The organism is Caulobacter sp. FWC26 (assembly GCF_002742645.2).
Lineage (GTDB): Bacteria > Pseudomonadota > Alphaproteobacteria > Caulobacterales > Caulobacteraceae > Caulobacter.
In genome coordinates this window covers 3,470,604-3,485,125 of sequence record NZ_CP033875.1, presented here as the reverse complement: position 1 = coordinate 3,485,125, position 14,522 = coordinate 3,470,604, and the positions used below count along the sequence as shown (strand labels likewise).

Sequence of the window (14,522 nt, the reverse complement as noted above, 5' to 3'; positions counted from 1 at the left end):
GACACGGTTTTTTGGGACCCTTCTACGGGGTTATCCCTCACCCCTCCGCCGCACAGTTCTCCCGGATGAAATCCATGTGCCCCGGCATCACCTCGGCGGACTTGGCGATCACCGACTTGATCTCGGCCATGCGGGCCTTGAACAGGCCCTCGTCCATGTTGTCGGCCATCGGGTCGTAGCTTTCGGGATAGATCCCCTGGCCGATGAACACCGCGAACCACGAGGTGTCGTTGAACAGCTCCTCGTTCTCGCGGAACACCCGGCCCGAGCCTTTGAAGAGGTCGATCTTGTCGGCCAGATAGTCCGGGATCGGCATCTCGCGCAGATAGTCCCAGTATGGAGTGTCGCTGCGCGCCGTGGCCTTGAAGTGCAGGATGATGAAGTCCCGGATCTTCTCGTACTCGAAGGCCATGGTCCGGTTGTAGCGGTCGATCTCGGCCTGACGGAAATGGCGGTCGGGGAAGTGGGCCAGGAGGCGCGAGATGCCCACCTGGATCAGGTGGATCGACTGGCTTTCCAGCGGCTCCATGAACCCCGCCGACAGGCCGATGGCCACGACATTGCCGTTCCAGCTCTTCTTGCGACGGCCCGGCGTGAAGCGGATCAGGTTGGGGTCGGCCAGGGGCTCGCCGTCGAGCTGGCTCAGGAGGTCGGCCAGGGCCTCGTCGTCGCTGACGTGCTGGCTGGAATAGGCGTAGCCGTTGCCCAGGCGATGCTGCAGCGGGATGCGCCACTGCCAGCCGTGCGGCCGCGCGGTGGCCCGCGTCACCGGGGCCATCGAACCGCCCAGCGTACAGGGCATGGCCACCGCCCGATCGTTCAGCAGCCACTGCGACCAGTCCTCGTAGCCGGTCTTCAGGGTCTGCTCGATCAGGAGGCCCCGAAAGCCCGAGCAGTCGATGAAGAGATCGCCCTCGATGATTTGGCCGCTCTCCAGCGTGACCGAGGTGACGTGACCGCTCTGGCCGTCCTGCTGGACCGAGGCGATCTTGCCCTCCTGCCGGGTGACGCCCCGGACCTCGGCGTACTCCCGCAGAAACCTGGCGTAGAGCCCGGCGTCGAACTGGAAGGCGTAGGCGATCTGGCCCAGCGGCGAGTTGGCCTGGCCGTTGGGGCGCATGAACTTGCTTTGCCGCGCGCCCACCGTCTGCAGGCTGTAGGCGCCCAGGTCGTCGTCCAGTCCCATCGCCCGTAACTTCAGCCAATAGGCGTGGAACGACACGCCCTCCATGTCGACGCCATAGGGGCCGAACGGGTGGTGGTAGCTGTGGCCGATCCGCTGCCAGTCGACGAAGTCGATGCCCAGCTTGAAGGTGGCCTTGGTCTTCCGGACGAAGTCGTTTTCGTCCAGGCCCAGCATCCGGTTGAAGATGTTGATCTGCGGGATCGTCGACTCGCCGACCCCCACCGTGCCGATCGCCTCGGACTCGACCAGCGTCACCTTGGTGTAGCCGTCCTTGAGGAAGCGCCCCAGGGCGGCGGCGGTCATCCAGCCGGCGGTGCCGCCGCCGACGATGACGATGCGGCGCAGGCGGTGGTCTTGAGTCATGCTTTGAACTCGGGAGAAGCGCAGTAGCGGGCGATGAACTGCTCGTGGGTCGGCAGGGCTTCCGCCGTCTGGCGGATCAGGCCGGCCAGCCGCGACAGCTGGCTCTTGAGGAACGCCTCGTCGAAGGCGTCGACCAGCGGATCGTGGCGACGCGGCGTGATCCCCTGGCCCAGAAGCACGGCGATCCAGCTGGGTTCGGCGAAGAGATCCAGGTCGGTGGGGAAAAGTCTGCCCGAAGCGGCGAAGAGGTCGATCTTGCGCTGCAGGCTCTCGGGGATGTCCATCTCTCGGGCGCGCACCCAGTAGGGCTCGCTGCGGGCGTTGGCCTTGAAGTGCAGGATGATGAAGTCGCGGATCAGCTCGACCTGCAGGGCAGTCAGGCGGTTGTACTCGGCGATCTCGACAGGATCGAAGCCCCGGTCGGGAAACAGGGCTAAGAGCTTGGTGATCCCGGCCTGGATCAGGTGGATCGAGGTGCTTTCCAGCGGCTCGAGGAAGCCCGACGACAGGCCGATGGCGACCACGTTCTTGACCCAGGCGGCCTTGCGGCGCCCGGCCTGGAACCGCAGGAAATTCGGCTCGGCCATAGGCTCGCCGTCCAGGGTGGCGCGCAGGCGGGCTACCGCGTCCTCGTCGCTGATGTCGCGGCTGCAATAGACATAGCCGTTGCCGGTGCGGTGCTGCAGCGGGATGCGCCAGCGCCAGCCGGCCGCATCGGCCGTGGCGCGGGTGTAGGGGGTGAGGCCATCGCCGCCGGTGACGCACGGCATGGCCACGGCCCGGTCGTTGGGCAGCCAGTGGCTCCAGTCGTCATAGCCGGCCTTCAGAGTCTGCTCGATCAGCAGGCCCCGGAAGCCCGAGCAGTCGACGAAGAGATCGGCTTCCAGAACGCGCCCGTCCTCCAGCGTGACGCCGGTGACGAAGCCGGTCTCCCCGTGCTGCTCGACGCTGGCGATCTTGCCCTCGACGCGCGTCACCCCGCGCGGCTCGGCGTAGTCCCGCAGGAACCTGGCGTAGAGGCCGGCGTCGAAGTGGAAGGCGTATCTCAGGCTCGACAGCACCTGGCCCGGGTCCTTCGACGGCGGGGCGTAGCGGCTCAGATGCGCGGCCTGGGCCGACAGGTTGAAGGCGTCGATCGGCGGCGCCCAGCCCGCGTGATGGGCGCGCAGCCAGACCTGGTGGAACTTCAGCGCCTCGATATCCAGACCGAAGTTCCCGAACGGATGCAGGTAGCGGTGGCCCGGGCCCATCCAGTCGACGAACTCGATGGCCAGCTTGAAGCTGGCCTTGGTGGCCCGCATGAACGCGGCCTCGTCCAGGCCCAGGATCTGGTTGAAGGTGTTGATCGGCGGGATCGTCGCCTCGCCGACGCCGACCGTGCCGATCTGTTCGGACTCGACCAGGGTGACGGCGGTGGTCTTGGGCAGGGCCTTGGCCAGGGCCGCCGCCGTCATCCAGCCGGCCGTGCCGCCGCCGACGATCAGGACGCTGCGGATCGGGGAGGGGGTCATGGGGCGGGGCTCAGCGATACATCCCGTGTCATCCCGGAAGCCTCGCAGAGGCTATCCGGGACCCAGGGGGTGACGAAGCACGGTGCGTGCCGCTCCTGGGTCCCGGCTCTCCGCGCTGCGCGCTGCGGCCGGGATGACACGGAAAACAAGGTGGAACGGAGGGGGCGCTCACACACGCGGCATCGCCCCCGCTGTCTGTTCCAGCATGGCCTTCATCCGAGTCAGCATGTCCCGCGTGCGCTCCGCCCCGAGGCGATCCGCCAGCGGGTCCCAGCGCCTGGGGATGATCCCGCGCGCCAGGAAGGCGTGGATCCAGGCGCTTTCGGGCCAGGCCTCGTCGTCATAGGTGACCACGCGGCCGCGGCTCTCGAACTGCTCGATCTTGCGGGCCAGGGTCGCGGGCGGGTTCGCAAGGTCGCCCCAGCGCAGGATGGCCATGTCGCGGGCGCGCTCCAGGGCGGACTCGGCCAGGCGGTTGTACTCGGCCACGGCGGCGGGACCGGTGGGGAACAGGGCGATCAGGCGCGAGATGTCGCCCTGCAGCAGGTGCAGATCGCCGCCGTCCCCCCGCCGATCGCGCCATAGGCGGCGCCGACCGCCACGGTGTCGCCGGTCATGGCCCGGACGATGCGACCGGTCTTGGCCGGGGCGGGTGCGAAGGTCGAGATCAGGCCGTCGTCTGAGAGGGCCACACCGTTCGGCAGCCAGGCGCGCCAGTCGGTCCACGGCTCGTGCGCGACGAGCAGCATCTCAGCGCCCGAGGCGTCGATCTTGAAGTCGGCGTCGGGGCGGTCGTCGACGACCCCGGCCCCGGCGCTCAGCGCGACGCGCTTGAGCAGTTCGGCGTAGCCCGCCGCGTCCAGGGTCAGCCCGTAGCCCAGGGTCGACAGAGGCGAGCGCGGGTCGGGGCTGGGCGGGGCGAAGCGGCCGCGCGCGGCCGCTTGGGCGGCCAGGCTCCAGTCGCTGAGCGGTCCCGGACGACCGGCGGCCAGCCAGTGGTGGTGGAAGGCCACGCCATCGATCGCCAGCCCGGTCTCGCCGAACGGCTCGATCGTCGCGCCATAACGGGCGGCCAGGCGGGGTCTGGCCCGGGCCGTCGTCGTCAGGGCCTCGTCGCTGAGCCCCAAGCGGGCGTGCAGGCCGCTGAGCGAGGGCAGGGCGGCGATGCGGCCAGCCGGCGGCGGACCGGTTTCGGCCACGACCACCTCGGCCAGACCCTTCGTCGCGGTGGCGAGGGCGGCGGCGGTCATCCAGGCGTCGATTCCGGCGCCGACGATCAGGACCCGCTTCATGCCGACGTCCCTGCATCGACCACCGAGCGCAGGAACGACTGGTGCGTCGGCATGGCGTCGACGGTGCGGGTCACGGCGGCGGCGAGGTCGGCCATGATCCGCGTCGTGCGGACCGGATCGCTGGCCGCGACCAGCGGGTCGTGGCCGGACGGCAGGATGTTCTGGCCGAAATAAACCGCCAGCCATGAGGGTTCGAGGAAGAAGCCGTCCTTGTAGCCGACGACCGCGCCGCGCTCGCGGAACAGGACCATCTTGTAGGCCAGGCTGTCGGGGATCGGCCCCTCGCGGCGCTCGATCCAGAACGGGGAATCGTCACGCTGGTTGGCGTGGTAGTGCAGCACCAGAAAGTCGCGGATCCGCTCGAACTCCAGGTCCATCACGCGGTTGTACTCGTCCTGGTCGGCCTGGGCGCAGCCCTGGTGCGGGAAGAGTTCGAGCAGGGTGGTGATGGCCACCTGGATCAGGTGGATCGAGGTGCTTTCCAGCGGCTCGAGGAACCCTGACGACAGGCCCACGGCGACGACGTTCTTTAGCCACTGCTTCTTGCGACGTCCGGTCGTGAACCGCAGGAAGCGGGGGTCCTGCTGCAGCTTGCCGTCCAGCTTTTCGACCAGGGCGCGGGCGGCGTCTTCGTCGTCAATGTAGCTGGAGCAGTAGACGTGGCCGTTGCCGACGCGGTGTTGCAGCGGGATTCGCCACCGCCAGCCGTACTGGTCAGCGGTGGCGCGGGTGTAGGGCGTCGGCGGCTCGACCGACTCGCATGGGGCGGCGACGGCGCGGTCGCACGGCAGCCAGCGGGTCCAGTCCTCATAGCCGGCCTGCAGGGCTCCCTCGATCAACAGACCCCGGAAGCCCGAGCAGTCGACGAAGAGGTCGCCCTCGACGATCCGGCCGTCCTCCAGGGTGACGCCGGTGACGAAGCCGTCCTCTGGGCGCTGCTGGACGCTGGCGATCTTGCCCTCGGTGCGGGTGACGCCGCGCGCCTCGGCATAGGCCCGCAGGTACTGGGCGTAGAGGGCGGCGTCGAACTGGTAGGCGTAGTTGAAGGTCGAGCCCAGCGAGCGCGGATCGGTCGAGGGCGGGGCGAACTTGCCGGCCAGGCTGGCGATGATCGGCAGGCTGTAGGCCTCGATCGGCCCGGCTTCGCCGCGCGCCCGGGCCGCCAGCCAGTGCTGGTGAAAGGGCAGGCCGTCGATCGCGTGGCCGTAGGCGCCGAAGGGATGGATATAGCTTTCGCCCTTTCGGCCCCAGCCGCAGAACTGGATGCCCAGCTTGATGGTCGCCTGGGTCTTGCGCATGAAGTCGGCCTCGTCGAGGCCGAGGCGGGCGTTGAAGTGGCGGATGTGCGGCACGGTGGCTTCGCCGACGCCGACCGTCCCGATCTCGGCCGACTCGACCAGGGCGATGGAGACCGGCAGGCCCTTCAGCACCGCGGCGAGGCCGGCGGCGCTCATCCAGCCGGCCGTGCCGCCGCCGACGATGACGATCTTGCGGATGGGCTCCATGACGCGACCTTAGGATCGAGCGTCGAGGATAGGAAAGGGCGGAGCGCCACGCGCGGCGTGCGCCACCAGCGGCTGGACCGCGTGGGCCTTGATCATGCTTCCCCCCGACATCGACGGCGCGTTTGGTTCACGGCCGTTCAGTCTATAAATTGACAACGCTGTCTTTCGTTGTCATCGTCTTTGTCACCGGACAGTCAAGAATCCGGACATCGCGTGGCCAGGCCACGGATGGGGAGGTGACCAGGATCAGGGAATTGGCGCGCTGGCCCGTGTGCGGGCTCTCGCCACTACCCCAAATGGTAACGTTCCCATTCCTTAGGGCTAAACGACTTGGGCGTTTGTGACAACGCTTGACGATCTGCGGTCGGTCGTGTGATCTGACCAAAATGATCGCGGTAACATGATCAATGGTAGCGCTACCTTGCTGCCAGACAACAAAAGGGGAGGTGGACTAAATGGGCACGGCCAACAGGCTGTCCGCCGGGGGCGGACGCAATTCCTTTTCAACGCGCTTGAAGTACGGCGCCTCGGTGCTGGCGCTGGGGGCGCTGGTCGTCGGCGCGCCGGTCATGGCGCAGACCGCGGACAAGGCCGACAATCAGACGGTCGACCAGGTCATCGTCACCAGCATCAAGCAGAGCCTCAAGAGCAGCCAGCAGCTGAAGCAGTCGTCCGAGATCATCGGCGACTCGATCACCGCCGAGGACATCGGCGCCCTGCCGGACCGTTCGGTCACCGAAGCGCTGCAGCGCGTTCCGGGCGTGGCCATCAACCGCTTCGCCGCCGGCGTCGACCCCGACCACTTCTCGGTCGAAGGCTCGGGCGTGGTCGTGCGCGGCCTGAACTTCGTCCGTTCCGAGCTGAACGGCCGTGACACCTTCTCGGCCAACAACGGCCGCGCTCTGTCGTTCGCCGACGTCCCGGCCGAGCTGATGGGCGGCGTCGACGTGTTCAAGAGTCCCTCGGCGGACCTGATCGAAGGCGGCATCTCGGGCACGGTGAACCTGCGCACCCGTCTGCCGTTCGACTCCAGCAAGCGGATCATCTCGCTGTCGGTCGAAAGCAGCTACGGCGACATGATCAAGAAGTGGGCCCCGACCTATACGGGCCTGTTCAGCGACCGTTTCGAGACCAATGTCGGTGAGTTCGGCGTCCTGGCCAGCTACACCAACTCCAAGCTCTGGACCCGTTCGGACGGCACCCAGGCCTCGAACTTCGGCTGCCGCACGAATCTGGGCCAGACGCCGGCCGACTGCGGCAATGGCACGAAGGGCGTGTGGTTCCCGCGCGGCGCGGCGTTCCGCTCGACCACCACCGAGCGCGAGCGCGAAGGTCAGGCCGCCGCCGTCCAGTGGCGCAGCACCGACCGCACCCTGCAGGCCACGGTGCAGTATCTGCGGTCGGACTCTAAGCAGGCCTGGACCGAGCACGCGATCGAAATCGCCACCGACAACGTCGCGGGCAACGGCGACTCGCGTCCGGTGGCGGGCACGACCTTCAGCTTCGACGGCGACGGCGTGTTCACCAACGGCATGATCACCGGCACCAGCGGCTGGCGCTCGGACCAGAACGGCGCGGATCCCCGCACGCCGATCGACGGTCTGCAATCGAACAACATCCGTCGTGATGTCGACCAGACCTACATCACCTCGGATTTCGGCGCGAACCTGAAGTGGACGCCCAACGCCAACTGGGGCGTCCAGCTCGACTACCAGCACGTGTCGTCGAAGGTGAAGAACCTGGACGTCGGCATCTGGGGCTCGTCGTTCCAGAACCTGCAGATGAAGCTGAACGGCAAGGACATGCCGGACTTCACCTTCCTGCCGCCCAGCAACAACGGCACGGTCGCCTCGTGCGCGCCCAGCGCCAGCTGCCCGACCTACTTCACGGGCACGCACGCCAGCTTCAGCGACCCGTACAATTCGTTCTGGCGCTCGGCCATGGACCACATCGAGCAATCGGAAGGTCAGGAAGACGCCGCGCGCTTCGATGTCGAGTACAAGTTCGACGACAGCACCTGGCTGGACTCGGTCAAGGCCGGCGTCCGCTGGTCGGAGCGTGACCAGACCACCCGCTTCTCCAGCTACAACTGGGGCGTGCTCAGCGAGATCTGGGGTGAAGGCGGCCCGGTCTGGTTCAACGACAAGGTCGACGGCATCCCGACCGCCGGCGGTTCTGGCCTGCCGGGCACGGCGGGGCAGGACAGCTCCAGCCGCGTCGAACTGTTCGGCTTCGACAACTTCTTCCGCGGTCAGGTGCCGCTGCCGACCGGCAGCCAGGCGCGTCCGTTCTACAACCAGAGCACCACGGCCAACTACGCCGACATGGCCGCGTTCGCCAAGATGGTCGGCTCGGAGTTCCGCGCCACCAACGGCGGCGACGGCTGCCCGCAGAACTGGGTCCCGCTGGCCCAGCGTTGCGGCGTCACCGCCGGCACGCCGTTCCGTCCGAACGAAGTGAACCCGGTCAACGAGGTCAACAAGGCCGTCTACCTGATGGCCCGCTTCAAGCATGACTTTGACGGCGACATCCGCCTGACCGGCAATATCGGCCTGCGCTACACCAAGACCGAGCGCCAGGCCTCCGGCTATCTGGCCTTCCCGCTGTCAAGCTCGGTGATCAGCGAAGCCACCTGCTCGCAGGTGTTCACGCCGCCGGACGTGCCGCCGCTGATCTGTACGGCGGTCTCGCCGACGGTCCGCGCGCAGCTGCGTCAGTGGGCCAACGGCGCGCTGGTCAAGAACGACGCCTCGGCCTCGTACGACTATCTGCTGCCCAGCTTCAACGCCAAGCTGGCCATGCCGAACGGCTGGCAGTTCCGTCTGGGCGTCTCCAAGACCCTGACGCCGCCGGATATCGGTCTGGTCCGCAACTACTTCAACCTGACCACCAACACCAACGCCGACGGCATCTCGAACGGCGTCCCCTCGGGCACCACCACGGTGGGCAATCCGAAGCTGAAGCCGATCGAGTCAACCAACATCGACCTGTCGGCCGAATGGTACTTCGCGTCGGTCGGCTCGCTGACGATGGCGGTGTTCCACAAGGACCTGACCAACGTCATCACCAACGGCTCGGCCCGGGTGCCGTTCACCAACAACGGCGCGACCTTCGACGTGGCGGTCACCACCCCGGTGAACTCGCCCGACAAGGCCAAGATCCAGGGCTTCGAGATCGGCTACCAGCAGTTCTACGACTTCCTGCCCAAGCCGCTGGACGGGTTCGGCATCAACGCCAACTACAGCTACATCAAGAGCTCGGGTGTGAAGCAGTCGACGCTGTCGGCGACCGACCCCGACGTGGCCGCCGGCCGTGTCGCCAACATCGACACCAGCCTGCTGCCGCTGCAGGGCCTTTCCAAGCACAACGCCAACTTCGCGGCCATCTACGAGAAGGGCAAGATTTCGGCCCGTCTGGCCTACAACTGGCGCTCGAAGTTCCTGCTGACCGTTCGCGACGTGATCATCCCGTATGCGCCGATCATGAACGAGGCTACCGGCCAGCTGGACGGCTCGGTGTTCTACACGGTCAATCCGAAGGTGAAAATCGGGGTGCAGGGCGTGAACCTGCTCAACGAGGTCACCCGGACCACCCAGGTGCTGGACAACAAGCTGCTCACCACCGGTCGCTCGTGGTTCATGAACGACCGTCGCTACACAGTGGTGCTGCGCGCCAGCTTCTAAGTTCCGCTGAGAACTGGCCCGGAGCGCTCGCTTCGGGCCGGGGATCACGGAGGGGTTTCGCCTGGGTCTTTCTTCCGTTTCGGAAGACCGGCGGCGGGGCTCGGTTACTCCTGCCGACTTCCACGCGCATCGTTTCCCCAAGACGGTGCGCGTTTTTCTTGGAGCGCGTGTCATGACCTTCTCTCGCCGCGACCTTCTCGCCGTCGGCGCCGCCGGCGCCCTAGCGGGGCCCGCCCTGGCCGCGGAAGGACCGTCGCTGCGCGAGTTGGCCAAGGCCAAGGGGGTCCAGTTCGGTAGCGCCGTCCCGGCCGGTCCGCGTGGGGCCACGACCGGTCCGTTCGAGGACGCCCGGCACCGGGAGATCCTGATCCGCGAGTGCGGCGTGCTCGTGCCCGAGAACGAGCTGAAGTGGTACGTGGTCCGGGCGCGTGGGCCGCAGTCCTTCGACTTCGAGCGCGCCGACCGCGTCGCCGAATTCGCCAAGGCCAACGGCCAGGCCCTGCGTGGCCACACCCTGATCTGGCATCATCCGCAATGGTTCCCGAACTGGGTGAAGGGCTACGACTTCGGGCCCAGGCCCGCGCAGGCGGCCGCCAGGATGGTCACCGAGCACATCCAGGCCCTGTGCCGGCGCTATCCGCAGATGATCTCGTGGGACGTGATCAACGAGACGGTCGACCCGGCCGACGGTTCGATCCGCTCGACCTTCCTGTCCGACGCCATGGGCAAGGAAGAGGTGCTAGACCTGTCGTTCCACGTCGCCCGCGAAGCCGCGCCCAAGGCCCGCCTCGTCTACAACGACTATATGAGCCAGGAGGTTGGCAACGAGAAGCACCGCTACGGCGTGCTCAAGCTGCTGGAAGGCTTCAGGAAACGCGGCACGCCGGTCGACGCCCTGGGCGTCCAGAGCCACATTGGCGCGGCGAACGAGGACAGCTTCACCGGTTTCGGCAAGCCGCAGGAAAAGGAATGGACCGCCTTCCTGAACGACGTCACCGGTATGGGCTATGATCTGCTCGTCACCGAGTTCGACGTTCACGACAAGGGCCTGCCCTACGACTTCGGTTCACGCGACGCGGCGGTGGCGGCCTACGCCAAGGCCTTCCTCGACCAGATGCTCAGCTATCGCCAGACCAAGGAGGTCCTGGCCTGGGGCATGATCGACAAGTACTCGTGGCTGCAGGGCCGCTGGCTGCGCCAGGACGGCAAGCCCAAGCGCCCGACCCTCTATGACGACAATTACCAGCCCAAGCCGCTACGCGAGGCGGTGGCGGCGGCGCTGAGGGCTGCGCCGGCGCGGTAGGGCTTTTACACCATCAAAAACCCGATCTCCCCGGCGAATGCCGGGGCCCAGATCGTAAAGCTCATGCAGTTCAAGGACGGCCTACACCCGGGATGCATCTGGGTCCCGGCATTCGCCGGGAAGGTCGGGAGGAGTAAGGCGGATGATCCGAACGGCAATGATATTGGCTCTGTTGGCCACCCCCGCGCTGGCGCCGCACACAGCCCAGGCCGCGCCCCAGACCGCCCGGTTCAGCAACTTCGTCTACGAGGGCTCCGACCCGTCCGACGTGGTCAAGGCCGGGCCGGGCCAATACCGCAACCCGATCGTTCAGGGTTTCTATCCCGATCCCAGCGTGACGCGGGCGGGCAAGGACTTCTATCTGGTCAACTCGACCTTCGCCTGGTTCCCGGGCCTGCCGATCTTCCACTCCACCGACCTCGTCCACTGGGAGCAGATCGGCAACGCCATCGACCGGCCCGGCATGCTGGACTTCAAGCGCCTGGGCCTGTCGCGCGCGGTGTTCGCCCCGGCGATCCAGGAGCACCAGGGAACCTTCTATATCCTCAACACCTGCGTCGACTGCGGCGGCAACTACCTGATCACCGCCAAGGACCCGAAGGGGCCGTGGTCGGACCCGGTCTGGCTGCCCGACGTCGGCGGCATCGACTCGTCGATCTTCTTCGACGACGACGGCCGCGCCTGGATCCTCAATAATGACGAGCCACCAGGTCCCGCCGAATATCCCGGCCACCGCGCCATCTGGATCCGCGAGTATGATCCGAAGACCCAGAAGACCATCGGCCCGGCCAAGGTGCTGCTGGACAAGGGCGTCAACCCCGCCGCCAAGCCGATCTGGCCCGAGGGGCCGCATATCCTGAAGAAGGATGGATGGTACTATCTGACCGCCGCCGAGGGCGGCACGGCAGAGGGCCACAGCCAAGTGGTGCTGCGCTCGAAGTCGGTCACCGGTCCTTATATTCCGTATACGGATAATCCGATCCTGACCCAGCGCGACCTGCCGCGCGACCGCCCGCTGCCGATCACCTCGGCGGGCCACGCCGACATCGTCGACACGCCCGACGGCCAGTGGTGGGCGACCTTCCTGGCGGTCCGCCCCTACGGCGATGATCGCTACAACACTGGGCGCGAGACCTTCCTGCTGCCGGTCGCGTGGAAGGATGGCTGGCCGGTGATCCTGGAGAACGGCAAGACCATCCCCTATGTCGCCGACGCGCCCAAGCTGCCGGCGCTGAAGACGGCGCCGACCTCAGGCCCGTTCAAGGCGGCTGAAACCTTCACGGGTCCCGAACTGCCGAAGAACTGGATGACCATGCGCATCCCGACTTCGCGCTGGTGGAGCGTCAAGGACGGGGCGCTGAGCCTGGAGGCCCGCAAGGACAGGCTGGGCGGCCACGAGCAACCCTCGATCTGGGCCCGCCGCCAGCAGCACATGAACGCCAGCGTCAGCACCACCGTCCGCTTCGACCCCAGGGTCGACGGTGACAAGGCGGGCCTGGTGGCGGTGCAGAGCGACGACTTCTACTGGTTCGTGGGCCTGGCGCGCGCTGGCGGCCAGATCGTGGTCCGAGTCGAGAAGCGCACGGGCAAGGGCGATCCGGTCGACGGCGTGGTAGTGGCGCAGGCGCCTGTGGTGCTGAAGCCGGGGCAGGGTCTCGACCTCAAGATCGCCGTAAGAGGCGGGGCCATGGACTTCGTCTACGCCGCCGCGCCGGGCCAGTGGAAGACGCTGAAGGCGGGCGCTGACGCCACGACGCTCAGCACCAAGGTCGCCGGCGGGTTCGTGGGGACCATGCTGGGCGTCTACGCCCATGGGGCGGAGCAGTAGGACTTTCCTATAGGTTCCCTCTCCCTTTGGGAGAGGGAACCGGGTTTACCAGCGAAACGCCCTCGCCCTCACCGATACCGATACAGCTTCACCCGCTGCACCCCGAACTCGGTCGGCGGCAGGCGGATGTGGCGGCCCTGGTGGGTCTGGTCGCCGTTCAGCCAGCGGCCGTCGACCCACTGGCCGTTCTCGAAGCGCAGCTCGCGCACCGTCTCCAGGCCCACCGACCCGTCCTTCGTGGCGAAGGTCAGGGTGATGCCCCGGCCGGCGACGATGAACGCGTCCGGACCCGTCTGGATGACCAGACCGCCGTGGGCGGCGTGGTCTTGGGCGTCCTTGGGCGTCCAGGGATCGACCACGGTCACCGTGACGTCCCAGGGACCGAAGCTGGCTTTGCGGGGCGTCAGGTCCATCGTCCCGTCATAGGCCACCGGCGCACGGAAGCCGCGCATGGTCCTGCCGCCGTCGTGGGTGGTGATCAGGGGCGTCAGCTGGTCCAGCAGGCGATAGGCCGCGCCCAGGGTCTTCACGCCCTCGGGCGGCAGGTTCTCGATCGAGAAGGGCGAGAAGCCGATCGCGTCGTGCTCGCCGATGGCCCAGAAGGCGTTGCCCGGGGCGGGCGTCTTGCCGGCCTGGTCGGCCTCGGGGATGAACAGCGGCTGGTCGGGCCGATCGTACGGCGGCATCCACTTGGTGAAGTCCGGATAGTAGATGTCGGGCGACAGCATGTCCAAGGACGGCGCGGCCGCGCGCCACAGGTCGATCAGGTGGGGCAGGGGGCCGGCGCTGGGATAGCCGCCCGGAACCGCGCCCGGTCGGGGCAGGGCTGCGTTGACGTACATGGGCAGGTCGTAGGCCTTCTTCCCCGCCGCCGTCACAGCCTCGACATAGCGGCCGAAGGTCCAGGCCTGCCACAGCTCGTCCGTGGCCAGAGATGCGCCGAACACCTCTTCCCAGGTCCCGGACATCTTGCCCTTGATCTGGCCGCCCAGCGCCTTGAGGGCGGCGGCCGGCACGGGCTTGTTGAAGTCGGCGTTGGCGGCCTCGGTGCGGTCGCGCGCCTGCGGCAGCATGCCAATCTCGTTCTCGACCTGGATCATCAGAACCGTACGTTTGTCGCCGTCGACGGCCTTCAGATGGGCCATCATGGCGGCGAAGGCCTTGGCGTCGGCGTCCCGTGTGGCCGGGTAGGAGGCGCTGAGGATCTCAACCGCCTTGCCCTCGGCCGTGCGAGCGTGGGGAAACCGGGCCGGGTCGCGCTTCACCCAGGCCGGCGTGTAGGTCGACATGCTGTTCTTCCAGGCCCCGAACCACAGCAGAACCAGCCGCATGTCGTGGGCGCGGGCCTGCTGGATCATGCCGTCCAGCACCGTGAAGTCGAACTTGCCCTCGACCGGCTCGACCTGCTCCCAGGCGACCGGGGCCAACACGGTGTTGAGGTTGGCGGCCTTCATCACCGCCCAGTGGCCCGACAGGTCCTTCAGGTCCGAGCTCGAGGAATTGCCCAGCTCGCCGCCCAGGATCAGGTACGGCTTGTCATTGACCAGCAGGCGATGGAGGCCGTCGATCTTGGCGATCCGAGGCGCGGGCTCGGCGTGAGCGGACGCGGCGGAGAGGCCCAGGAGCAGGGCGGCGAGGGTGGTGGTGAGACAACGCATGGCGAGATCAGATGACGTTGCGCCACCCGTAAGATCAATTGTCAAAGAGGTCTGAGCGGCAAAAAATGTTACCGGTATCGTCGGCGCGTATGATCGGACATCGATCTTTTTCAGCCAGGGGAGAAGGGGGGGATGGCCGAACGCCCTTTCCGCACCCCACGCAACCCCCAGTTCTGGGGGGTGCGCGGGTAAC

General features: G+C 67.3%; 7 protein-coding genes and 1 pseudogene. 3 read left to right on the top strand and 5 right to left on the bottom strand.

Annotated elements, in window-relative coordinates; genetic code table 11:
* Positions 1–37: 37 nt before the first annotated feature.
* The 4 genes and pseudogenes from CSW63_RS18155 to CSW63_RS18140 form a co-directional block, all read right to left on the bottom strand.
* Positions 38–1,549 (bottom strand): tryptophan halogenase family protein, encoded by a 1,512-nt coding sequence (locus CSW63_RS18155; protein ID WP_062093974.1) that lies wholly within the window; start codon positions 1,547–1,549, stop codon positions 38–40.
* A complete protein-coding gene (locus tag CSW63_RS18150; RefSeq protein WP_062093973.1) occupies positions 1,546–3,060 on the bottom strand; it encodes a tryptophan halogenase family protein in 1,515 nt (504 codons plus the stop codon). The genes CSW63_RS18155 and CSW63_RS18150 overlap by 4 nt, the downstream gene beginning before the upstream one ends.
* A gap of 168 nt (positions 3,061–3,228) precedes the next feature.
* Positions 3,229–4,352, bottom strand: a pseudogene (locus CSW63_RS18145) (tryptophan 7-halogenase).
* Positions 4,349–5,857 (bottom strand): tryptophan halogenase family protein, encoded by a 1,509-nt coding sequence (locus tag CSW63_RS18140; RefSeq protein WP_062093971.1) that lies wholly within the window; start codon positions 5,855–5,857, stop codon positions 4,349–4,351. Before CSW63_RS18140 ends, CSW63_RS18145 begins: the two are co-directional and overlap by 4 nt.
* Positions 5,858–6,312: 455 nt before the next feature.
* On the opposite strand from CSW63_RS18140, the gene CSW63_RS18135 reads away from it, so the two are divergent.
* The 3 genes from CSW63_RS18135 to CSW63_RS18125 all read left to right on the top strand — a co-directional run bounded on the left by CSW63_RS18135 (position 6,313) and on the right by CSW63_RS18125 (position 12,671).
* Complete coding sequence (locus CSW63_RS18135) at positions 6,313–9,540, top strand: TonB-dependent receptor (RefSeq protein ID WP_099503111.1); 3,228 nt, start codon at positions 6,313–6,315, stop codon at positions 9,538–9,540.
* A gap of 145 nt (positions 9,541–9,685) precedes the next feature.
* A complete protein-coding gene (locus CSW63_RS18130) occupies positions 9,686–10,843 on the top strand; it encodes an endo-1,4-beta-xylanase (protein WP_168193688.1) in 1,158 nt (385 codons plus the stop codon).
* Positions 10,844–10,985: 142 nt separating this feature from the next.
* Entirely contained in the window at positions 10,986–12,671 is a 1,686-nt protein-coding gene (locus tag CSW63_RS18125; RefSeq protein ID WP_062093968.1) for a glycoside hydrolase family 43 protein, read from the top strand.
* 68 nt (positions 12,672–12,739) lie between these two features.
* Here the strand turns inward: CSW63_RS18125 and CSW63_RS18120 are convergent, their stop codons facing one another.
* Positions 12,740–14,329 carry a DUF5597 domain-containing protein gene (locus CSW63_RS18120; protein WP_062093967.1) on the bottom strand — a complete coding sequence of 530 codons (1,590 nt, stop codon included), beginning with the start codon at positions 14,327–14,329 and terminating at the stop codon, positions 12,740–12,742.
* Positions 14,330–14,522 lie beyond the last annotated feature (193 nt).

What these genes read in the sequence shown, in the direction of transcription:
- CSW63_RS18125 (WP_062093968.1), top strand. Translation starts at nt 10,986, where the DNA reads ATGATCCGAACGGCAATGATATTGGCTCTGTTGGCCACCCCCGCGCTG.
- CSW63_RS18155 (WP_062093974.1), bottom strand. Translation starts at nt 1,549, where the DNA reads ATGACTCAAGACCACCGCCTGCGCCGCATCGTCATCGTCGGCGGCGGC.
- CSW63_RS18140 (WP_062093971.1), bottom strand. Translation starts at nt 5,857, where the DNA reads ATGGAGCCCATCCGCAAGATCGTCATCGTCGGCGGCGGCACGGCCGGC.
- CSW63_RS18120 (WP_062093967.1), bottom strand. Translation starts at nt 14,329, where the DNA reads ATGCGTTGTCTCACCACCACCCTCGCCGCCCTGCTCCTGGGCCTCTCC.
- CSW63_RS18150 (WP_062093973.1), bottom strand. Translation starts at nt 3,060, where the DNA reads ATGACCCCCTCCCCGATCCGCAGCGTCCTGATCGTCGGCGGCGGCACG.
- CSW63_RS18135 (WP_099503111.1), top strand. Translation starts at nt 6,313, where the DNA reads ATGGGCACGGCCAACAGGCTGTCCGCCGGGGGCGGACGCAATTCCTTT.